Annotated in this window: 17 protein-coding genes; 3 read left to right on the forward strand and 14 right to left on the reverse strand. The window is 66.9% G+C overall.

Features of this window, described 5'->3' with window-relative positions; all coding sequences use genetic code 11:
- Nucleotides 1-6: 6 nt before the first annotated feature.
- Nucleotides 7-900: a DnaJ C-terminal domain-containing protein gene (locus tag AC5P7E_RS02780; protein WP_005410645.1), complete on the reverse strand. Its 894-nt coding sequence runs from the start codon at nt 898-900 to the stop codon at nt 7-9.
- A gap of 260 nt (nt 901-1,160) precedes the next feature.
- On the opposite strand from AC5P7E_RS02780, the gene AC5P7E_RS02785 reads away from it, so the two are divergent.
- Nucleotides 1,161-1,643: a peroxiredoxin gene (locus AC5P7E_RS02785; protein ID WP_005410646.1), complete on the forward strand. Its 483-nt coding sequence runs from the start codon at nt 1,161-1,163 to the stop codon at nt 1,641-1,643.
- 29 nt (nt 1,644-1,672) lie between these two features.
- On the forward strand, nt 1,673-2,248 hold the full coding sequence (locus AC5P7E_RS02790; RefSeq protein ID WP_005410647.1) for a ferritin-like domain-containing protein: 576 nt from the start codon (nt 1,673-1,675) through the stop codon (nt 2,246-2,248).
- Between the two features lie 72 nt (nt 2,249-2,320).
- Here the strand turns inward: AC5P7E_RS02790 and pbpC are convergent, their stop codons facing one another.
- The 9 genes from pbpC to prpB all read right to left on the reverse strand — a co-directional run bounded on the left by pbpC (nt 2,321) and on the right by prpB (nt 18,110).
- Nucleotides 2,321-4,702, reverse strand: coding sequence for a penicillin-binding protein 1C (gene pbpC, locus AC5P7E_RS02795; RefSeq protein WP_114619095.1), 2,382 nt, complete (start codon nt 4,700-4,702; stop codon nt 2,321-2,323).
- Nucleotides 4,703-4,766: 64 nt separating this feature from the next.
- Nucleotides 4,767-9,674: an alpha-2-macroglobulin family protein gene (locus AC5P7E_RS02800; protein ID WP_197596183.1), complete on the reverse strand. Its 4,908-nt coding sequence runs from the start codon at nt 9,672-9,674 to the stop codon at nt 4,767-4,769.
- 163 nt (nt 9,675-9,837) lie between these two features.
- A complete protein-coding gene (locus AC5P7E_RS02805; protein WP_114619093.1) occupies nt 9,838-11,298 on the reverse strand; it encodes a bifunctional 2-methylcitrate dehydratase/aconitate hydratase in 1,461 nt (486 codons plus the stop codon).
- 124 nt (nt 11,299-11,422) lie between these two features.
- On the reverse strand, nt 11,423-12,601 hold the full coding sequence (prpF, locus tag AC5P7E_RS02810) for a 2-methylaconitate cis-trans isomerase PrpF (RefSeq protein ID WP_114619092.1): 1,179 nt from the start codon (nt 12,599-12,601) through the stop codon (nt 11,423-11,425).
- Between the two features lie 3 nt (nt 12,602-12,604).
- Nucleotides 12,605-12,967: a type II toxin-antitoxin system RelE/ParE family toxin gene (locus tag AC5P7E_RS02815; RefSeq protein WP_005414161.1), complete on the reverse strand. Its 363-nt coding sequence runs from the start codon at nt 12,965-12,967 to the stop codon at nt 12,605-12,607.
- Nucleotides 12,964-13,206: a type II toxin-antitoxin system ParD family antitoxin gene (locus AC5P7E_RS02820; protein ID WP_005410653.1), complete on the reverse strand. Its 243-nt coding sequence runs from the start codon at nt 13,204-13,206 to the stop codon at nt 12,964-12,966. The genes AC5P7E_RS02815 and AC5P7E_RS02820 overlap by 4 nt, the downstream gene beginning before the upstream one ends.
- Nucleotides 13,207-13,306: 100 nt before the next feature.
- Nucleotides 13,307-15,925 carry a Fe/S-dependent 2-methylisocitrate dehydratase AcnD gene (acnD, locus tag AC5P7E_RS02825; protein ID WP_495222818.1) on the reverse strand — a complete coding sequence of 873 codons (2,619 nt, stop codon included), beginning with the start codon at nt 15,923-15,925 and terminating at the stop codon, nt 13,307-13,309.
- Nucleotides 15,926-16,022: 97 nt separating this feature from the next.
- A complete protein-coding gene (gene prpC / locus AC5P7E_RS02830; RefSeq protein WP_005410655.1) occupies nt 16,023-17,180 on the reverse strand; it encodes a bifunctional 2-methylcitrate synthase/citrate synthase in 1,158 nt (385 codons plus the stop codon).
- A gap of 36 nt (nt 17,181-17,216) precedes the next feature.
- A complete protein-coding gene (gene prpB / locus AC5P7E_RS02835) occupies nt 17,217-18,110 on the reverse strand; it encodes a methylisocitrate lyase (protein ID WP_010482769.1) in 894 nt (297 codons plus the stop codon).
- Nucleotides 18,111-18,264: 154 nt separating this feature from the next.
- Between prpB and prpR the strand changes: the two genes are divergently transcribed.
- Nucleotides 18,265-19,848, forward strand: a complete 1,584-nt coding sequence (gene prpR, locus AC5P7E_RS02840) for a propionate catabolism operon regulatory protein PrpR (RefSeq protein WP_114619090.1) — start codon at nt 18,265-18,267, stop codon at nt 19,846-19,848.
- A gap of 97 nt (nt 19,849-19,945) precedes the next feature.
- Here prpR and AC5P7E_RS02845 read toward each other — a convergent pair whose 3' ends face one another.
- From AC5P7E_RS02845 to pdxH, 4 genes are all read right to left on the reverse strand, one after another.
- A complete protein-coding gene (locus AC5P7E_RS02845) occupies nt 19,946-20,446 on the reverse strand; it encodes a DoxX family protein (RefSeq protein ID WP_495222819.1) in 501 nt (166 codons plus the stop codon).
- 158 nt (nt 20,447-20,604) lie between these two features.
- Nucleotides 20,605-20,964 (reverse strand): YqfO family protein, encoded by a 360-nt coding sequence (locus AC5P7E_RS02850; protein WP_059035121.1) that lies wholly within the window; start codon nt 20,962-20,964, stop codon nt 20,605-20,607.
- Nucleotides 20,961-21,422 carry an aminoglycoside N-acetyltransferase AAC(6')-Iz gene (aac(6')-Iz, locus tag AC5P7E_RS02855; protein WP_081113801.1) on the reverse strand — a complete coding sequence of 154 codons (462 nt, stop codon included), beginning with the start codon at nt 21,420-21,422 and terminating at the stop codon, nt 20,961-20,963. The genes AC5P7E_RS02850 and aac(6')-Iz overlap by 4 nt, the downstream gene beginning before the upstream one ends.
- The gene (gene pdxH / locus AC5P7E_RS02860; RefSeq protein WP_005410661.1) at nt 21,419-22,018 is read right to left on the reverse strand and encodes a pyridoxamine 5'-phosphate oxidase; all 600 of its coding nucleotides are present in this window, start codon (nt 22,016-22,018) and stop codon (nt 21,419-21,421) included. The genes aac(6')-Iz and pdxH overlap by 4 nt, the downstream gene beginning before the upstream one ends.
- Between the last annotated feature and the right edge of the window lie 4 nt (nt 22,019-22,022).

Below are 22,022 nucleotides of genomic sequence, written 5' to 3' on the forward strand. Positions count from 1 at the left end.
CTACCTTCAAATGGTCTCGCCGAACGCCTTGGCCAGATTGCGGTACGCCTTCTTCTGCGCCTCATCGGTCGCAGCCGGGGCCACGATCTCGATCTCGACGATCTGGTCGCCATCCGGGTTGCCCGGCAGGCCACGCCCGCGCAGGCGCAGCTTGCGGCCGGCATCGGAATCGGCCGGAATCTTCAACTCCACCGCACCACCCAGGGTCGGCACGCTGATGCTGGTGCCCAGCGCGGCCTGCCACGGCGTGAGCGGCAACGTATAGAGGATGTTGCGGCCATCGACCTCGAACTGCGGGTGGGCGGCGTATTCCACTTCCAGCAGCAGGTTGCCGCCATGGTTGCCCTGCCCTGCCAGGCGGATCACCTGGCCCGGGCGGATGCCCTTGGGCACGCGCACGTCCAGCTGCTTGCCGTTGACGGTGATGCGCAGGCTGTCGCCGCTGTAGGCCGCTTCCAGTGGCACCGACAGCTTGGCGCGGGTATCGCGGTTGGGCGCATGGCCCTGGCTGCTGAAGCCCGGACCGGCCCCCGCGCCCGCTCCACCGCGCTGGCGCGCGAACAGACTTTCGAAGAAGTCGCTGAAGCCGCCGTTGGGGCCGCCGCCACCGAACACTTCCTCGAAATTGAAACCACCGGCGCCGCCGTAGTTCGGCGGCACGTTGAACTCCTCGCCCGGGCGATAGCCCTGCGCGCGCAGCTGGTCGTAGGCCGCGCGCTTTTCCGGATCACGCAGCGCCTCGTAGGCCTCGTTGACCGCCTTGAACTTGTCTTCGGCCCCAGCCTCCTTGCTGACGTCCGGGTGGTACTTGCGTGCCAGCCGGCGGTAGGCGGTCTTGATCTCCGCCTCGCCCGCGCTCGGTTCCACCCCCAGGGTGGCGTAGTAATCCTTGAATTCCATCCAGCTACCTCGATTCGCTTCGGCCGCGCCGGTGGCGCCGCCCCGGGTTCATTCTACGCGCCTGCGAGGCTACGCCGCCCCTCGTGCGGCCCCGGTGAGGCCGACTGATCCTGCGCAATGCGGCTGCCATCCCGGTGCGCCACGCTGTGGCTGGAAGCCCCTGCCACAAAGCCGGAAGATGGGGCCTGCACACCGGGTTTCCAATGTCTTGACGCCCCTGTCCCATCCGGCCCACTAGCCTGCCCCAGCAAGGAGTTCCCATGACCATCCATGTCGGCGACCGCATTCCGGAAGTGACCCTCAAGCGCATCCGCGAGGGCATTGAAACGCTTGATACGCATTCGTTGTTCGATGCGCGCAAGGTGGTGCTGTTCGCCGTGCCCGGCGCGTTCACCCCGACGTGCTCGGCACGTCACCTTCCCGGCTACGTCGAAAAGTTCGAGGCCTTCCGCCAGCGCGGCATCGACGTCTACTGCATGGCCGTCAACGACCCGTTCGTGATGAAGGCCTGGGCCGCCGACCAGAGCGTGCCCGACGGCCTTCTGATGCTGTCCGACGGCAATGCCGAGCTGACCCGCGCCCTGGGTCTGGAGCTTGATGCGAGCGCGTCGGGCATGGGAATCCGCTCGCGTCGTTTTGCCCTGTACGTCGACGACGGCGTAGTTCGAGAGGCCTGGGTTGAACAGCCCGGCCAGTTCGAAGTGTCTTCGGCCGAGTACGTGCTGGAGCATCTCCCCACCTGATTCCCCACCGCAGAAGGAAACGGCCAGCCATGTCCAGCAAGCCAGCCAAAGCCAGCAAGCCCGCCGCGAACGTTCCTGGCATCAGCGATCGCGCGACCCTGCGCGAGCGCGCCCGGCGCAACCTCGAAGACGGCGCGATCACAGACAGCTACAGCGCTGACCGCGAGGTGGTGATCAAGCTGCTCAACGACGCACTGGCCACCGAGTACGTCTGCGTTCTGCGCTACTACCGGCACTACTTCATGGCCAAGGGCATGCTGGCTGACGCGGTCAAGGCCGAGTTCCTGGAACATGCACAGCAGGAACAGGCGCACGCCGGCAAGCTGGCCGAGCGCATCGTCCAGCTGGGCGGCGAGCCGGACCTCAACCCGGATACGCTGACCGCGCGTTCGCACGCCGAATACAAGGAAGGCAGCGACCTGCGCGACATGGTGCGCGAGAACCTGGTGGCCGAGCGCATCGCCATCGACAGCTATCGCGAGATGATCAACTTCATCGGTGACCGCGATACCACCACCAAGCGCATCCTTGAAGAGATCCTGGCGCAGGAAGAAGAGCACGCCGACGAGTTCGCCGACCTGCTGGATGGGTGGATCGGGGAATAGCGGCCCCGCATACGCCTTGGCAGATGCCCACCTTGGTGGGCGCATGTGTCGCGTGCCAACCAAGGTTGGCACCTACCGCAGGACGTTGAACCTTACCTGTGTCCACGCGCCATCGGCCGCCAGCGCGGTCAAGGTGTGCGCGCCCGGCTCGGCGAACTCGCGCTGCATCAGCTGCGCGCCGTGCGTCTGTGCGATCCAGCGTCCATCGAGCAACCAGTCCACCGCCTGCTCGCTGCCCAGCGCGCGCAGCTGCAGGCGTACGCCATGTTCCGAATTCGGCGCGCGCGCCAGCGTGGCGCCATCGTTGAGCCCATCGATGTGCAGCGCAACGCTGGCCTCGCGGCCATCATCACGGCAGTCCGGCGACAGCGCCGGCAGCTTCGAGGCTTCGCGCGTGGCCTTGGACAGCCACGGCGACAGCAACGCTGGCCAGCGCGCGATCTCGCGCGCGACTTCTTCGTGCGGCAAGCGGCAATCGGCTGACACGCGCAGACCGGTACGCGCATCGGCAAGGTAGCGCTGCCGACCCGGTTGCCAGCGCCGTGCTTCGCGTTCGGGGAAGGTCGGTGGTGCTGCCCCTTCCAGCAGATAGGCTGGCATCAGCCGCTGGCAGAGCGCAGCAGGCAGGCCTTCGGCACGCTCACCGGTCGGCCAGCAGATGTCCTCCTGGCTGACGCTGGCCGGCATCGGCGCAGCGGCCGAGTCACCGCGCTGGCGCGGCAGGCTGTCCACCACCTCGAACATCAGCGGCAGCGCGGTCACCGCGCCGTACTGGCCCGGTAGGGGTGTGCCGTCCGGCCGACCCACCCACACGCCCACGGTGTAGTGGCGGGTGCTGCCAATCGCCCACGCATCGCGGTACCCGTAACTGGTGCCGGTCTTCCACGCCACGCGCGGGCGGCCACCGACATCGAACGTCCCGACGCTATACCCCGGCCGCGGATTCGATTCCAGCATCTCGCGCACGATCCAGCTGGCGCCCGGCGAGGCCAGGCGCCGCTCGATCATCGGTTCGTCATCGGTGTAGCGCACGCGCCCGGCGATGCCGTTGCGGTTGAGCGCGGCGAACGCACCGACCAGATCTTCCAGCCGCGCACCGGTGCCGCCCAGGATCAGCGACAGGTTGGGCGTGCTGCCCGGCGGGAAGCGCAGCTGGATGCCGGAGTGCGACAGGCGCGCAGCAAAGCGCGCCGGACCGACCCGCTGCAACAGGTCCACCGAGGGCACGTTGAGTGACAGCCGCAGCGCGCTGGAGGCGCCGATCGGTCCATTGAAGGCCATGTCGAAGTTGCCGGGGCGGTAGCTGCCGAAACTCTGCGGCGCATCGACCAGCAGGCTTTCCGAATGGATCAGGCCATCGTCCAGCGCCATTGCATACAGGAACGGCTTGAGCGTGGACCCAGGCGAGCGCCAGGCCTGCACCATGTCCACGTGGCCGAGCCGCTGGCGGTCACCGAACGCCAGCGTGCCGACATAGGCACGCGCCTGCAGGGTCTGGTTGTCGACCACCAGCAGGGCCGCCGAAGTGCGCTCGGGCAGCGTGGAGAAGTAGCTGGCCACGCGTTCTTCCAGGGTGCGCTGCAGGCCGATGTCGATACTGCTCTGGATGCGTGCCTGGCCCGGATGCGCCGAGTGCAGGCGCTGTGCCAGCAACGCGGCATGCAGCGGCGGCCGCAGCGAGCGTGCGACCACGTTCTCGATGCGCGCATCTTCCACTTCTTCCGCTGTCCACGCGCCCAGCTCGGCCATGCGTGACAGCACCTTGTCGCGCGCCTTCTGCGCCGCTTCCGGATGGCGGTCCGGGCGCAGCCGGCTCGGCGCCTGCGGCAGCACCGCCAGCAACGCGGCCTCGGCATGCGACAGCTGCGCCGCCGGCTTGCCCAGGTAGGCCCAGCTGGCCGCTTCCACGCCCTCGATGGTGCCGCCGTAGGGTGCGCGCTCCAGGTACAGGGCCAGGATCTGCTGCTTGCTCAGGTGCACTTCCAGCTGCACCGCGCGCAGCATCTGCTTGAGCTTGCCCCAGGGCGTGCGCGTATGCGGATCGAGGATGCGTGCGACCTGCATGGTCAGGGTCGAGCCACCGGACACGATCCGACCACCGCGCAACAGCTGGCCACTGGCACGCAGGATCGCCAGCGGGTTGATGCCCGGATGGCGCCAGAACCAGCGGTCTTCGTAGGTCAGCAGCGCCTGCAGGTACAGCGGCGAGACGCTGTCGGTCGATGCCGGATAACGCCACACGCCCTCGGCGTCGGCGAACGCACGCAGCGGCGTGCCATCGGCAGCCACCACCAGGGTGCTGGTATCGCGCTGCTTCGGCAGCGGCGGCGGGAAGACGAAATCCAGCACCAGCAGCAGTGCCAGCGTGGCCGCCGTACCCCAGCGCAGCCACGGCCACAGTGGCTGCAGCCGGCGGCGCAGGGCTGCCAGCCGGGTCGTCATCGTGTTCTTCATTGCAGCGTGCCGCATTGGAGCTTGCCAGCTGGACGGGCCGCACCGTCGCGGCCCGTCCGCGCGGTCACGGCTGTACCACCGTGATCGTGGTCGGGTTGCTGCGGCCGACGCCGCGCAGCTGCGGCCGGTACATGTCCTCCACCAGCGGCGGCGGCACCGAGTAGGTACCCGGGGTCACCGCGCGCACCAGGTAGAACACGTTGGCCTTGCTGCCACGCGAGAGCTTCAGCGCGGCCACGTAGCGGTCGTCGCGGAATTCCTCGTGCTTGGTATCGGCGGCTTCACCCCGGTCGCTGATGGTGATGCCATCGACCACCACGTCGGCCCACTGCTTGGCATCGCCCAGGTTGAAGTTCTCGATCTCCAGGCCGGCCGGCAGCAGGTCGGTCAGCAGTGCATCGGGCATCGTGGTGTCAGCGGTGACGGTGACGCGCACGATCAGGGCTTCGCCTTCCTTCAGCGGGCGCGGCGACCACGGCTTGCCATCGGTGCCGTAGTAGCTGCGCTCGACGCCCAGCACGCTGTTATCCGGTGCCGGCGCGCTGCGCGGGATACCGGCCACGTCGATGCTGGCGAACATCGGCGGCTGGCCCTGCGGGGTGAAGCGCACGCCGCTGGCGAGTTCATTTGCACTGAAGTTGCGGCCGAACAGCTTGCGTTCGCCGATGGCTTCGGTGTTGCCACCGATCACCAGTTCACCGGCTACCAGCGCCTTCTGGTTGGCAGCAAGCGCCTTGCCAAGGCGGGCAATCGCTACCTGTTCCTGCGTGCTCAGCCACATCCAGCCGGCATTGCGGCGCGCATCCAGGCCACGGCCGAGGTCAACCGCACGTGCATCCCAGGCCGGCTTGGCCAGCTTGTTTTCGTGGGTCAGCGCGATCATCAGCGCGTCATCACGGATCGCACTGCCGTAGTCGCCGAAGTACGACGGGCGTTCGCTGCTGGACTTGGCGAAGGCCGCCGCCAGCGCGGCCTGGCCGCGCTTGGCATCGCCCTGCAACGACAGCGCCACGCCCAGGTGGACCAGCGACAGGCCGCCGACCGCCTTGCTGCGCTCGTTGTCGTACAGCGTGCGCAGGGTACCCAGCGGCGCACGGTTGACCCGGGCCAGCACGTAGCCCGAGTACGCCTGGTTGGCGAACTTCAGCTTCTCGCGGTCGTCCTGGCCATAGAACTGGTTGCCACCGGACAGCAGATCCTCGCTGAGGCGGTTGAGTGCCTTCTGCAGCACGTTGTCGGGCACGGCGAAGCCGGCGTCCTTGGCATCGAGCAGGAACTCGGTGATGTATGGGGTCAGCCACGGGTTCACGTAGCCGTCGTCACCCCACATCGAGAAGTTGCCATTGGCCACCTGCATCGACGCCAGGCGGCCAAACGCACCTTCCATGCGCTCGCGGCGGGTCTTGGCATCCAGCCCGTCGGCACCGAGCATCGACGAAGTGGCCTGGTCCAGGATCAGCGCGGCGTAGCCCTTGCTGGTGGTCTGCTCGGCACAGCCATACGGGTAGTTCAATGCACCCTGCAGCGCACTGGCGAACGGGATCGGTGGCAGTGGGCTGACCAGCAGGCGCGCATTCACCGACTCGGCCATCAGGCCATCGGTCAGGCTGTTGTCGAGGCTGACCGCGGCCAACGGATCAAGCGTGCGCACCTGCGAACGCAGCACCTGCGGCCACGCCGCACGCACCGGCAGGTCGTAACGGCGATCGGCCTTGAAGCCGTTGCCGTCCACCCGCACCCGCACCTTGGCCACGCTGTGGCCCTCGCGTGCCGAAAGCGGGAAGCTCAACGTGGTCTTGGCGTCGGCATTCAACTGCACGCTGCGGCTGCCTTCGCCCAGGTTCAGCGGGCCCTCGCTTTCCACCTTCACGTTGAACTGGCCCGGCTTGCCGGTGAAGTTCTGCACATCCAGGGTCACGGTGCTGCGGTCGCCCGGAGCGAGCACGCGCGGCATGCTGGCTTCGGCGAGGATCGGCGCACGCACCACGGTTTCCACGTCGCGCTTGCCGTACTGGTCATCGCTGTAGACCAGTGCCGACACCCGCAGGGTGCCGTTGAAGTCCGGCACCTTCAGGCGGATGCGGGCGATGCCCTTGGCATCGAGCTGCACCGGGCCAGAGAACAGGTCCACGGTCTGCACGCGCGCGGTCGGGCGCTTGGCCTGCGGCAACGCCTGCAGCGCCATGTCGCCACCGAACTTCAGCTTGCCGGCACCGCCGTCAAAGCTCTCGATCACCCGGCTGTAGATGTCGTAGGCATCGATGCCGAGACGACGCTGGGCGAAGAAGTGCGCACCGGCATCTGGCACCGGGAAGCGGGTGATGTTGAGGATGCCCACGTCCACCGCCGAGACCGTGACGTGCGCCATTTTGCCGGCCAGCTGCGGTGCGCTGACCGTCACCGGCAGATCCTGTTCCGGTCGCATCTGCTTGGGCGCTGCCAGGCCGACGGCCACGGTGCGCCCCTTGCGGTCCATCGGTACGTGCACCACGCCCACCGCACGGGCCGGGGTGATCTTGCTCGGCGCACTGCCGCCGCGGAACACCAGCGCGGTGATGTAGACGTCGTGGCGCTCCCAGTCAGCGGTGACCGGAATCCTGAAGGTCGAACCCGGCTTGGCGTCGATGTCCTGCACGTAGAGCATGCGGTCGGTCTCGACCATCAGGATGCCCTTGCCGGCGTGCGGCGGGGTCACCGTCACCTCAAGCGTGTCGCCTGCCTTGTAGCCGGTCTTGTCCAGGCCCAGCTTGATCTTGTCCGGGCGCGCGTCCAGGCCGCGGTTGTCATCACTCCAGCTCCAGCCGGCGCGGAACGGGTAACGGCTGGTCAGGCCGGTGGACGGGTCGAACACGTCCACCCGGTACTCGCCCCACTCCACCGGGAAATCGAAGGCGACCGCACTGCTGCCGGCATCGACGGTGCGGGTTTCCTTGTTCTCGAAACGGCGGGTGAAATCGTAGTCCCAGCGGTTGTCGTTGAAAGTCCAGTGGTAGTCGCGCAGCTCGCGCACCAGGGTGATCTTCAGGCCCTTGGCCGGCTGCGGCGTACCAGCAGCATCCACGCGCATCAATTCGAAGCGCGCGTTGCCGTTGGAATCGGCACCGTCCTCCGGGTTGAACAGCGGGCGTACACCGACCAGGGCGTTGGCCGGCCACATCACCCGCTTCAGGGTACGGGTGACCGTGCGGCCACCGGTTTCATACAGGCTGCCGGACAGCACTACGGCAATCGGCGCCTTGGCCTTGGCTGCCTCTTCCGGCAACGCGACGTCCTCACGCAGCTGGCCGTTGCCCGGCAGCGTGGTATCGATCACGTCCTTGGCCTCGCGCGGCAGCTGCAGGGTCGGGTCACCGAAGAAATAGCCCGGCAGGCCTTCCACCGGCTTCTGTTCGGCGGCCACCGCCATGCGCGCCGTGAAGCGGTTGCCATCGGCCGGTGCCCCGTACAGATAGGCGCCATTGGCCTGCAGGCGCAGGTCCTCACCCGGCTTCAGCGTCTTCTGCGCGCTGTCCAGGTCCAGCTTCATGCGCTCGGGCAGGAACTCCTCGATGCGCAGGGTCATGCCCTGGATCGCTTCCTTGCTGGCCGGGTCGGTGCGGAACTCGACCTGCCAGCGCCCGGTCGGCGCCTCGGCGGGAATGACCTGCTCGAAGTTGATGTAGCCCTGGTCACCCGGCTGCAGGCGGGTCTCGCGGAAAGTCTTGCCGTCGGGCTGCTTCAGGCGCAGGAATACCGGCTGCGCCTTGACCGGCTTGCCGTCGTTGTCGCGCAGCAGGGCGGACAGGCGCACGGTCTCCCCCGGGCGGTACAGGTCGCGGCCGGACCAGGCGTAGACGTCGAACCACGCATTGTCACGGCCGGCCACGGCGAATTCGCTCAGATCCAGCGCCGGCTGGTTGAACGGCAGGAAGCTGGTGTCCTTGCCGGTGCTGGCGACCAGCACGTGGGTGGCATCCAGGGTGTAGTTCAACAGCGCGTTGCCATTGCCATCGGTGCTGCCCTTCAGCACCACCTCGCCCTTGGCATCGAGCACGCGCAGGTCGATGCCCTTCAGCGGCGCGCCGTCCTTGAGGCCGGCGGTATGGACGAACAGCTTGTCCTTGTAGGCGCGGGTATGCAGGCCGATGTCGCTGACCGAGAAGAACGCGGTATCGAACTCGCCTTCGTAGTCACCGGTGCGCTTGAGCAGGGCGAAGTACAGGCCCGGCTCCTGCAGTTCCTTGATGTCCTGGGTCGGCAGGTAGGTCAGCACCCGTTCGTTCTTCTTGCCGCCCAGGATGAAGCGGTTGACATAGACCGGCTCGGCCAGCTTGTTGATCGGGCTGCGCTCGTAGTCGCTGCTCAGCTCCCAGCTGCCACGGCGACCGCCGCGCTGGTACTGGCTGAAGAAGGTCGGCAGGTCCTTCTCGCGCACGCGCAGGAACTCGACGTCGACCTCCGGCACGTTCACCGAGACCACCGGCAGGCCACGGCTGTCCTTGGCCGGCAGCACGCTGCCCTGCGAGGCGAAGCCAACCACCGGCTTCAGCTCGCCGCTGAACACCTTCTGCTTCAGTTCCTTGCCCAACCGGCTGCCATCGGCGGCCAGCAGGTCCGGCGAGACCACCAGGCTGAACTCCTTGCCGGCCTCGACGAACGGGTAACGCAGGGTCAGGCCGTCATCGGACAGCGTCCAGCTGCTGTCGTCGGTGCCGACCTTCTCTTCGAAGCGCACCAGCTTGTCGAAATCCTGGGTGCCGACCAGCGGGCGCGAGAACTCCAGCGCCAGCGACAGGCCGTCATTCTTCTGGTCCGGGTAGGCACGCAGCAGGGTGAATTCCTTCACCTGCTCGGCCTTGGTGGTGATGGCTTCACCGCTGGCCTTGGGCAGCTGCCCGCTGTCATTGCGGCAGCCGGCCAGGCCCAGCAACAGGCCTCCTGCCAGTACCGCCGCCGCCCATCCCCACCGCTTCCGCCGTGCCGGACCGCTCATGTCGTCACTCCTTGATCGAGGCGGCCATTATAGGCAGGCCGCGTCAAGGTGTTGACGCGATTTCGGCAATTGCCCCAAGTGCGGGTAGTGCCGGCCGCTGGCCGGCAACCGGCATGGCAGGTTGGATGGAATTGCCGGCCAGCGGCCGACACTACCGATCGCCCTAGCCCGGCAGGTACAGGTCCACGTAGTCGGTCACCGGCATTGCCGCCAGGGCCACCGGGTCCAGCGATGCGGCCAGGATGCGCTGCTGCTGGCTGGTCGGGAAGCGGTGGGCCAGGTGCCGGCGGAACTTGTCCATCAGCAGCGGAATGCCTTCCTCGCGACGGCGGGCATGGCCGAGCGGGTACTCCACCAGCACCTCGGGCAGCTCGGTGCCATCGGTGAAGCGCACGCTCAGGCCGTTGGCGATGCTGCGCTTGTCAGGGTCCAGGTAATCGGCGCTGAGCTGCGGGTCTTCATGGCAGGTCATCTTCGCGCGCAGCGCATCGATGCGCGGATCCGCCGCCACATCGTCCTCGTAGTCCTCTGCCACCAGCCGCCCATGCAGCAATGCGATGGCGACCATGTACTGCACGCAGTGGTCGCGGTCGGCCGGGTTATGCAGTGGGCCCTGCTTGTCGATGATGCGGATGCAGGCTTCCTGGGTCCGGATCGCGATGTGCGCGATGTCCTCGACCCGCCGCCCCATCGCACGCAACTGCTGGTGCAGCATGACCGCGGCCTCCACTGCGGTCTGGCCGTGGAACTCGGCCGGGTAGCTGATCTTGAACAGCACGTTCTCCATCACATAGCTGACCAGCGGTCGCCCCAGCGTCAGTGCCTGACCGCGCATGGACACGGCCTCGAAGCCCCAGGTTGGCGCGCTGAGCACGCTGGGATAGCCCATCTCACCACTGGCCGCCATCAAGGCCAGGCGCACGCCACGGCTGGTCGCATCGCCGGCCGCCCAGCTCTTGCGCGAGCCGGTGTTGGGTGCGTGCCGGTAGGTGCGCAGCGCTTGGCCATCGACCCAGGCCAGTGACAGCGCATTGAGCATGCGCTCGCGGTCCAGCCCGAGCAGTTGGGCGACCACGGCCGTGGTGGCCACCTTGACCAGCACCACGTGGTCCAGCCCGACCCGGTTGAAGGAGTTCTGCAGCGCCAGCACGCCCTGGATCTCGTGCGCCTTGATCATCGCCAGCAGCACGTCGTGCACGGTCGGCGGCGGGCGGCGCAGGGCCTGCGCGTTGCGCCCCAGCCAGTCGCAAACAGCCAAGATGCCGCCGAGATTGTCGGAAGGATGGCCCCACTCGGCAGCCAGCCAGGTGTCGTTGAAATCCAGCCAGCGCACCATTGCGCCGAGATTGAAGGCGGCCTGCACCGGGTCCAGCACGTAGTGCGTGCCCGGCACGCGCGCGCCGTTGACCACGCTGATGCCCGGCACCAGTGGACCGAGCAGCTTGCTGCAGGCCGGGAAAGAAAGTGCCTCCAGTCCGCACCCAAGCGTATCGAGCAGGCAGTGGTGCGCGGTCTGGAACGCCAGCGGTGAGTCGATGCGTGCGTCGCGCACGTAATCGACGATGTCCACCAGCAGCGCATCCCACGCTGCACGCTCGTTGGATGGGGTGTGGCTGTCGGACATCGTCGATCTCCTCGTTGCGGTGCACGGTTGCCCGTGCACCATGCCAACCAAGGTTGGCATCTACCAAAGCAATCGATCTCTGCGGCCCGGTAGTCGCCAACCTTGGTTGGCGTTTACCAACGCATCACTCGGCCGGTACCCGCACCTTGCCTTCCATCAATACGCGGGCGCTGCGGCTCATGATGGCCTTGGTCACTGTCCACTGGCCGTCAACGAGACCTGCCTGCGCACCCACGCGCAACGTGCCCGAGGGATGACCGAACGTCACCGCTTCGCGTTCGCCGCCACCGGCGGCGCGATTGACCAGCGTGCCCGGAATCGCCGCGGCGGTACCGATCGCCACGGCGGCAGTCCCCATCATCGCGTGGTGCAGCTTGCCCATCGACAACGCGCGCGCATGCAGGTCGATCGCCGAGGCCGGGATGGCCTTGCCACTGGACGACACATAGTCCTGAGCCGGTGCAACGAACGCCACCTTCGGCGTGTGCTGGCGCGTCGCCGCGTCCTCCAGGTTCTTGATCAGACCCATGCGCAAGGCGCCGTAGGCGCGGATCTTCTCGAAGCGCTCCAGCGCTCCCTTGTCCTCGTTGATCGCCGGTTGCAGCTCGATACCGGTGTAGCCGAGGTCGGCGGCGTTGAGGAAGATGGTCGGGATGCCGGCGGTGATCATGGTCACCTCGAAGCTGCCCACGCCGGGCACGTCCAATGTATCGACCAGATTGCAGGTCGGGAACATCGCGCCCGCATCACCGTCATCGGACGGATCGATGAATTCCAGCTGGATCTCGGCCGCCGGGAAGGTCACGCCATCCAGCTCGAAATCGCCGGTCTCCTGCACTTCGCCATCGCGCATCGGCACGTGGGCGATGATGGTCTTGCCGATGTTGGCCTGCCAGATGCGTACGGTGCACAGGCCATCGCGCGGCACCCGGGCCGGATCGATCAGCCCATGGGCGATCGCAAACGGACCCACCGCGGTGCTGAGGTTGCCGCAGTTGCCGCTCCAGTCGACGAAGGCGGTATCGATCGAGACCTGGCCGTACAGGTAGTCCACATCGTGGTCCGGCACCGAAGCGGGGGAGATGATCACGCATTTGCTGGTGCTGGACGTTGCACCGCCCATGCCATCGGTCTGCTTGCCATACGGATCGGGCGAGCCGATCACGCGCATCAGCAGCGCATCGCGTGCGGCGCCCGGCACCTGCGCGGCCTCGGGCAGGTCCTGCAGGCGGAAGAACACGCCCTTGCTGGTGCCACCGCGCATGTAGGTGGCGGGAATACGGAGTTGCGGGAGGAAGGTCATGGATCAGTATCCTGGATGCGACGAACCAATATCGGGGTTGAGCTTCTCGTCTTCGAACAGTGCTTCCATGCCCCGCGAAGCATTCCAGATGCGCACGATGGAAACGTGCGCAGGTAGCTCCACGTAGTAGATCAGGTAGCCGTTGAAGCGACGAACCGGATGAAAACGCAACGGCGCTGGCAGCGAGGGCAACAGACCCGCATGCAGTGCGGAACCAGCACCCGGGTGGGCCTCGATCAGCTTTACAACGGATTCCACCGCATCGATGAAGCCGATTTCCAGCACTTCTCCGCCCTGATCTGCATACCAGCCTGCTGCCTGGTCAAGATCTCGAACCGCTGCGGGGGACCAGTGCGAGGGCTTCACTTGCGGTTCCGTGCACGCTCACGCAGCTTGTCAAAGTGATCCGGCGCCAGAGGCGCCGAAGGTCCCGACGCCAGCCCCTCGGCAATCAGCTGCTTGAGCAGCTCTTCAGCCTTGCTGCGCTGGCGCTGGCGGATCAGGTCACGCACATAGTCCGACGTACTGGAGTAGCCGCCTTCGCGCACTTCTTCGTCCACGAACTGCTTGAGCGGATCGGTCAGCGAAATGTTCATGGTGGCCATGAAACTCTCCTTTGGCAGTTTTTGCCAAGCCAGTGTGCGCCCTGCCCTGGGGTCGGACAAGCCCGCCCCCGGCCTCCGGGAGCGGGCATTCAGCCGGCTATCACGCCACCTTGGCGCCTTCCAGGAAGTCCTGGGCGAAGCGCTGCAGCACGCCGCCGGCCTCGTAGATCGCCACTTCCTCGTCGCTGTCCAGGCGGCAGGTGACCGGCACCACCACGTCCTGGCCGTCACGGCGGTGGATGACCAGGGTCAGCTCGGCACGCGGGGTACGCTCGCCGATCACGTCAAAGGTCTCGGTGCCATCGATCCCCAGGGTCAGGCGGGTGGTGCCCGGCTTGAACTCCAGCGGCAGCACGCCCATGCCGATCAGGTTGGTGCGATGGATGCGTTCGAAGCCCTCGGCCACGATCGCCTCCACACCAGCCAGACGCACGCCCTTTGCGGCCCAGTCACGCGAGCTGCCCTGGCCGTAGTCGGCACCGGCGATGATGATCAGCGGCTGCTTGCGCTCCATGTAGGTCTCGATCGCCTCCCACATGCGCATCACCTTGCCTTCCGGCTCCACGCGCGCCAGCGAACCCTGCTTCACGCTGCCGTCGTCATTGCGCACCATCTCGTTGAACAGCTTCGGATTGGCGAAGGTGGCGCGCATCGCGGTCAGGTGGTCGCCGCGATGCGTGGCGTAGGAATTGAAGTCCTCTTCCGGCAGGCCCATCTTCGCCAGGTATTCGCCGGCGGCACTGGACGCCAGGATCGCGTTGGACGGCGACAGGTGGTCGGTGGTGATGTTGTCCGGCAGCACCGCCAGCGCGCGCATGCCTGCCAGCGTGCGCTCGCCGGCCAGTGCGCCCTCCCAGTACGGAGGACGGCGGATGTAGGTGCTCTGCGGGCGCCAGTCGTACAGCGGGCTGACCGCAGTGCCGTGCTCCACGCGCACGTTGAACATCGGGTTGTAGACCTTGCGGAACTGCTCGGGCTTCACCGAGGCCTTCACCACCGCGTCGATCTCGGCATCGCTGGGCCAGATGTCCTTCAGGCGCACTTCGTTGCCGTCGGCATCCACGCCCAGCACGTCCTTCTCGATATCGAAGCGGACGGTGCCGGCGATGGCATAGGCGATCACCAGCGGCGGCGACGCCAGGAAGGCCTGCTTGGCGTACGGATGGATGCGGCCATCGAAGTTGCGGTTACCCGACAGCACGGCCGTGGAATACAGGTCACGGTCGATGATTTCCTGCTGGATCTTCGGATCCAGCGCACCACTCATGCCATTGCAGGTAGTGCAGGCGAAGGCGACGATGCCGAAGCCGAGCTGCTCCAGGTCCGGCAGCAGGCCGGATTCTTCCAGGTACAGCTGGACGGCCTTGGAACCCGGCGCCAGCGACGACTTCACCCACGGCTTGCGCTGCAGGCCACGCGCGTTGGCGTTGCGCGCCAGCAGAGCTGCGGCGATCACGTTGCGCGGATTGGAGGTGTTGGTGCAGCTGGTGATGGCCGCGATGATCACCGCGCCATCGGGCATCAGACCCTGCGCCTGCTCGGCCTTGCCCGCTTCCAGCTTGGCCTCGTCGGCGATGCCGCGCTCGGCCAGCTCGGCAGTGGCCACGCGCTTGTGCGGGTTGGACGGGCCAGCCATGTTGCGCACCACGCTGGACAGGTCGAAGCGCAGCACGCGCTCGTACTGCGCGGTCGCCAGATCGTCGGCCCACAGACCGGTGGTACGTGCGTAGTTTTCCACCAGCGCTACCTGCGACTCCTCGCGCCCGGTCAGGCGCAGGTAATCGGTGGTCTGCGCGTCGATGTAGAACATCGCGGCGGTGGCCCCGTATTCGGGGCACATGTTGGAGATGGTGGCACGGTCACCGATGGTCAGTGCCGCGGCACCCTCGCCGAAGAATTCAAGCCACGCGCCGACCACGCGTTCCTTGCGCAGGAACTCGGTCAGCGCCAGCACCACGTCGGTGGCGGTGATGCCCGGCTGCGGGCGGCCAGTCAGTTCGACACCGACGGTGTCGGGCAGGCGCATCCACGACGCGCGGCCCAGCATCACGTTCTCCGCTTCCAGACCACCCACACCAATGGCGATCACACCCAGCGCATCCACGTGCGGGGTGTGGCTGTCGGTGCCCACGCAGGTATCCGGGAAGGCCACGCCGTCCTGCATGTAGATCACCGGAGACATCTTCTCCAGGTTGATCTGGTGCATGATGCCGTTGCCCGGCGGAATCACATCCACGTTCTGGAATGCCTGCTTGGTCCAGTCGATGAAGTGGAAACGGTCTTCATTGCGACGATCTTCGATCGCGCGGTTCTTCTCGAACGCCTGCGGATCGAAACCACCGCACTCCACCGCCAGCGAGTGATCGACGATCAGCTGCACCGGCACAACCGGGTTGACCTTGGCCGGGTCGCCACCCTTGTCGGCGATCGCATCACGCAGGCCGGCCAGGTCGACCAGCGCGGTCTGGCCGAGGATGTCGTGGCAGACCACGCGCGCCGGGAACCACGGGAAATCGAGGTCGCGACGGCGCTCGATCAGCTGCTTCAGCGAATCGCCGAGCGTGGCCGGATCGCAGCGACGCACCAGGTTCTCGGCCAGCACGCGCGAGGTGTACGGCAGGGTGGCGTAGGCGCCGGGCTGGATCGCATCGACAGCGGCACGCGCGTCGAAATAATCCAGCGCGCTGCCGGGGAGGTTCTTGCGGTAATCGGTATTCATGGGCTGGCGGAGTACTTGGGGCGGGCCGGGTGCCGGCGGTGCGGCGGCGAAAGCACCCGGCCGGCACGCGGCCGGCCGGATGGGTACGGCAGGTGGATCAGACGCGCTTGTCGATGGCGACGAAGTCGCGGTCTTCCGGACCGATGTAGTTGGCGCTCGGGCGGATGATCTTGCCGTCGATGCGCTGCTCGACGATGTGCGCGCTCCAGCCGGCGGTGCGGGCGATCACGAACAGGGGAGTGAACATCGCGGTCGGCACGCCCATCATGTGGTAGCTGACGGCGCTGAACCAGTCCAGGTTCGGGAACATCTTCTTGATGTCCCACATCACCGATTCCAGGCGCTCGGCGATGTTGTACATCTTCATGCTCGACTGCTCTTCGGACAGCTCGCGGGCCACGTCCTTGATCACCTTGTTGCGCGGATCAGAGACGGTGTAGACCGGGTGGCCGAAACCGATCACCACTTCCTTGCGCTCGACGCGGGCCTTGATGTCTTCCTCGGCCTCATCGGGACTGTCGTAGCGCTTCTGCACTTCGAACGCCACTTCGTTGGCGCCGCCGTGCTTCGGACCGCGCAGCGCGCCGATGCCACCGCAGATCGCGCTGTACATGTCGCTGCCGGTGCCGGCGATGACGCGGCAGGTGAACGTCGAGGCGTTGAACTCGTGCTCCGCGTACAGGATCAGCGAGGTGTGCATCGCCTTCACCCACGATTCCTGCGGCTTCTCGCCGTGCAGCAGGTGCAGGAAGTGGCCACCGATCGAGTCATCGTCGGTTTCCACGTCGATGGCGCGGCCGTTGTGGCTCCAGTGGTACCAGTACAGCAGCATCGAACCGAGGCAGGCCATCAGCTTGTCGGCGATGTCACGCGCGCCCGGATGGTTGTGGTCGTCCTTCTCCGGCGCCACGCAGCCGAGCACGGACACGCCGGTACGCATCACGTCCATCGGGTGTGCCGACGGCGGAAGCTCTTCCAGCGCCGCCTTCACCGCAGCAGGAATGCCACGCAGCGACTTCAGTTTGGCCTTGTACGAAACCAGCTCGGCGCGGGTCGGCAGTTTGCCGTGCACCAGCAGGTAGGCGATTTCCTCGAACTCGCTGGTGTTGGCCAGGTCCAGGATGTCGTAGCCGCGGTAGTGCAGGTCGTTGCCGCTGCGGCCCACGCTGCACAGCGCGGTGTTGCCGGCAGCGGTGCCGGACAGGGCGACGGACTTCTTCGGCTTGAAGGTCGGGGTTGCGGTCGTATCGTTCATGTTTCCCTCCGAAAACTTGATGGTGCAGGGTACTGCTTATTTCTTGGCGGCGAACAGTGCATCGAGCTGCTGCTCGAAGGCGTGGTAGCCGATGCGGTCGTAGAGTTCTTCGCGGGTCTGCATGGTCTCCACCACGTTGCGCTGGTGGCCATCGCGGCGCACCGCCTGGTAGACGTTCTCGGCGGCCTTGTTGGCCGCACGGAAGGCCGACAGTGGGAACAGCTGGATCGCAACGCCGGCAGAAGCCAGCTCATCGCGGCTGAACAGCGGGGTGGCGCCGAACTCGGTGATGTTCGCCAGCACCGGCACCTTCACCGCGTCGACGAAGCGGCGATAGGTGTCCAGGTCGTAGGCCGCCTCGGCGAAGATGCCGTCGGCACCGGCCTCGACACAGGCGATGGCGCGCTCGATGGCCTTGTCCACGCCGTCCACCTGGATGGCGTCGGTACGCGCGATCAGGAAGAAGTCCGGATCGGTCTTGGCATCGGCAGCCGCCTTCACGCGGTCGACCATTTCACCCTGCGAGACGATTTCCTTGCCCGGGCGGTGACCGCAGCGCTTGGCGCCGACCTGGTCTTCGATGTGGCAGGCGGCCGCGCCGGCCTTGATCAGCGACTTCACGGTGCGCGCGATGTTGAACGCGCTCGGGCCGAAGCCGGTGTCGATGTCGACCATCAACGGCAGGTCGCAGACATCGGTGATGCGGCGCACGTCCACCAGCACGTCTTCCAGGGTGTTGATGCCCAGGTCCGGCAGGCCCAGCGAGCCCGCGGCAACACCGCCGCCGGACAGGTAGATGGCGCGGAAGCCGGCGCGCTTGGCCAGCAGGGCGTGGTTGGCGTTGATCGCGCCGATCACCTGCAGCGGCGATTCGGCAGCCAGCGCCTCACGGAAGCGGGCACCGGCGGAGAAAGGAGTGGAAGCGGTCATGCGGCAATCCAGGTTGAAGTACGGGAAAGAGAGCGCAAGCACCATGCCAAGCTGCAAGCCGTTGATTTCACGGGAATGACGCCCATGCAACAGCGAAACATATGAAACATTGAAACAGATGTATCATGAAACATCCCGTCCAACGCGCGCCGCCATGTACCTGCCCCGCTCGCCCCTGCGCCACGCCGATGCCGACCCCAGTCGGCCGGTGATCTGGACCGTCAGCGTCTCGCGGCTGACCGGTCTTCTCGGCGACGTCATTCCCGAGTTCGATCGCCGCGCGCGTATCGAGCAGATCAACCTCGGCTTCGAGGAAGCGGTGGACGTGATCGGCCAGCGCCTGCGCCGCGAGCACTGCGACGTGGTCATCGCCGGCGGCTCCAACGCGGCCTGGCTGCGCAGCCGGCTGGAGCTGCCGCTGGTGCCGATCCAGGCCAACGGCTTCGACCTGATGGAAGCCTTGGCGCGCGCACGGCGGATCGCCGGCCGTATCGGCCTGGTCACCCACGCCAGCGACGTGCCGGTGTTCAGCAACTTCCAGCAGAGCTTCGGCCTGGACATCGAGCATCGCCGCTTCGTCACCCGCGAGGACGCCCGCGACTGCATCGCCGACCTGCGCGCCAACGGCATCGAGGTGATCGTCGGCACCGGCATGGCCATCGACCACGCCGAACAGGCCGGACTGCCCGGCGTGCTGCTGTACTCGGCAGATTCGGTACGGCAAGCGTTCGAGCACGCGTTGGAACTGACCCAGACCCTGGCCCGCTCCGGCGGCAGCCGGCCCGCGCCGCGCCGCCGTGCCGCACCGCGCAGCGATGCCCACGACCTGCTCGGCGACAGTGAGGCCATGGCACAGGTGCGCGCACAGATCGCGCTGTACGCCCCGCATGACAGCACCGTACTGGTCACCGGCGAAACCGGCACCGGCAAGGAACTGGTGGCGCGCCAGCTGCACGCCGCCAGCGGACGCCGTGGCCGCTTCGTCGCGCTGAACTGTGGCGCGATCAGCGAATCGCTGCTGGAAGCGGAGCTGTTCGGCTACAGCGATGGCGCCTTCACCGGCGCACGCCGTGGCGGCCGCGTCGGCCTGGTCGAGGCCGCTGACGGCGGCACCCTGTTCCTGGATGAAATCGGCGAACTGCCGCTGCCACTGCAGACCCGCCTGCTGCGGGTGCTGGAAGAACGCGAGGTACTGCGTGTCGGTGCCACCGAGCCGACCCCGGTCGACCTTCGCGTGGTGGCCGCGACCCTGCAGTCGCTCGAGCAGCGCGTGGCGGCCGGCAGCTTCCGCCGCGACCTGTATTACCGCCTGGCCGCGCTGCGCATCGTCCTGCCCGCACTGCGTGCCCGGCGCGGTGACATCCCGCTGCTGGCGCAGCATTTCTTCCGCCAGATGCGTGGTATCGACGCGCCACTGGATGCGGAGGCACTGGCGGTGCTGACCACCGCCGAGTGGCCCGGAAACGTGCGCGAATTGCGCAATCTGGTGGATCGGCTGCGCATCCATTGGCAACCCGGTGAAGGGCTGATTGATGCCGCGCGACTGCTGCAGCTGGCACCCGAGCTGGTGAATGAGGGCGCCGCTGCGCTACCGGTGGAAAACAACGGCAAGCGGCCGCCGCGTGCACAGTTGGAAACGCTGTTGCAGGAACACCGCAATGACCGCGAGGGCATGGCGCAGGCGCTGGGCGTCTCACGCACCACACTCTGGCGCTGGCTGCGCGCGGCGGGATTGTAACCACTCGTTGCCTGGTGGGTGCGAACCTTGGTTCGCACCGTTCTTCCGTCAAGCATCTCATCCACGCATGGCGTGGATCTACTGGAGCGTCCAGGCCCTACAGCACGCTCGTCGGCCGGGCGCCGAATATAGTGCAATCAGCGTGCCCACGCGCTTCGATGGCGAACCGTCCACTCCCCACTGCGGCAATCCACAACAGCAACACACCCAGCGGCACTTCGCTCAGGTAGAAGAACCAGCTCAACCAATCCGGCACGCTCAGTCGCGCAGGAATGCGCGCGATGCCATCGGTCAGCGCTGCCACCGCACAGATCCCCGCCAGCAGCAGGGCCGAAGGCCGGCTGAGCAGGCCCAGCACCAGCAGGCCGCCCGCAATCCATTCAATGCCGCCGAGCACCGGCGCACTGCACACCGGGAACGGGATCCCCGCATTAACCAGCGTATGCACCATGCGCTCACGGCCCGCATCGGTGAACACCTTGTTCCAGCCGGACACGCAGAACATCACCCCGGCGACGATGCGGGCGATCAACAGCAGGAACGCTTCCACGCCGTGACGCGGCGGCGGCACCGCAAACAGGCACCGCCAGGAGGGCATGGCAACTCCGGAAGTCGAGAACATCCGTCGGAGTGTGCCGGTTAAGGGCCTGCTCGCAGATGAAGCAAGCCGGTCCATTTGCGACAGCCTGCTCTTGTGGAGTCGAGCCCTGCTCGACTGCCTCATGCGTCGGAGCAGCAGCCGAGCATGGCACGGCTCTACAACCGCCGTGCGTCGGCCAGCAGAAGCTCGATTTCCTCCACCTGCACCACCGGCACCTGCCACGGATGATGCGGCACGATGCCCTGTTCGAAGATGCGCTGCAGCCGCTGCGGATCGCGCGGCAGGCAGAATTCCAAGCGTACGCTGTCGACCACTTCGGTGCGCCCCGCCTCACCCTGCACGGGCGACGCACCCACGCGCGGGCGGAACTGTTCGAACCCCGGCGCCGACCACCACATACCGTGCTCGTAGTCGCCGGCCGCCAGCGCGTCCACCGCCAGGATGCCCTGCTTCACCGCGCCCAGTGCTGCCGATGGCACGAACACCACCACGCGGTACAGCGCCACGCGATTCACGCCGATGGCTCCAGCGGCATGCGGAAATAGACGACCCGTTCGGTCTCTTCGAAGCCGCAGGCCCGATGCGCGGCGTGAGCCTGCACGTCTTCCACGCGACTGTCCGAAGCCAGTTCGCGGCAGCCCGCATCGCGCGTCCACGCCTGCACCGCCGCCAGCAGGACGCGGCCGACGCCGCGGCCTTGCCACTGCGGCTGCACGTACCAGCCCTCCAGGAACCCCACCGGCGAAGACTCGGTGCCGTTCACGTAGTCATGGCGCAGGCGCACTTCAGCGAAACCAACCGCCTCGCCATCCGCCGCACAGGCCAAGAACACAGCACCTTCGGCATCTGCCAGCGACTGCGTCAGCTCCTCCAGCGGATCATCGGCATCAGGCCACAGGCCGAGACGCAACTGCGCCCATGCAGCCGCATCGGCCGGCGTGGCCTGGCGGATCGTGGGCGCGCTGGCGATCACGGGTACAGCAGGCGCTTGCTCCAGCGCCCTTCGGCACCGGCTTCATAGCACCAGCGTTCGTGCAGGCGGAACTGCGCGCCGTACCAGAACTCGATGCGGTCGGGCACCACGCGCAGGCCACTCCAGCCCTCCGGGCGCGGCACATCCTTGCCCTCGAAGCGGGCTTCGACCTCGGCCACGCGCGCGTCGAACTCCTCGCGCGTTGCCAGCGTCTTCGACTGCTGCGAGGCCCACGCGCCAATCTGGCTCATGCGCGGGCGGCTGGCGAAATAGGCATCGGCTTCGGCATCGGCGACCTGCTCGACACGGCCTTCAATGCGCACCTGGATACCGGCCTCGCGCAGGCTGCGCCACAGGAACAACAGCGCGGCCTGCGGATTGGCCTGCAGCTCCCGGCCCTTATGGCTGTCCAGGTGGGTGTAGAACACGAAACCACGCTCATCGAACGCCTTCAGCAGCACGGTACGTGCAGAGGGACGGCCGTGCGTATCGGCGGTGGCCACGGTCATCGCGTTCGGCTCGACCTCGCGGCTCTGTTTGGCCTCTTCGAACAGGCCGGCAAACGTGGACAGGGCTTCGGCGTACAGGTCGCTCATGATT

The sequence above is a fragment of the Stenotrophomonas sp. YJH_SMC_25 genome (assembly GCF_059369595.1).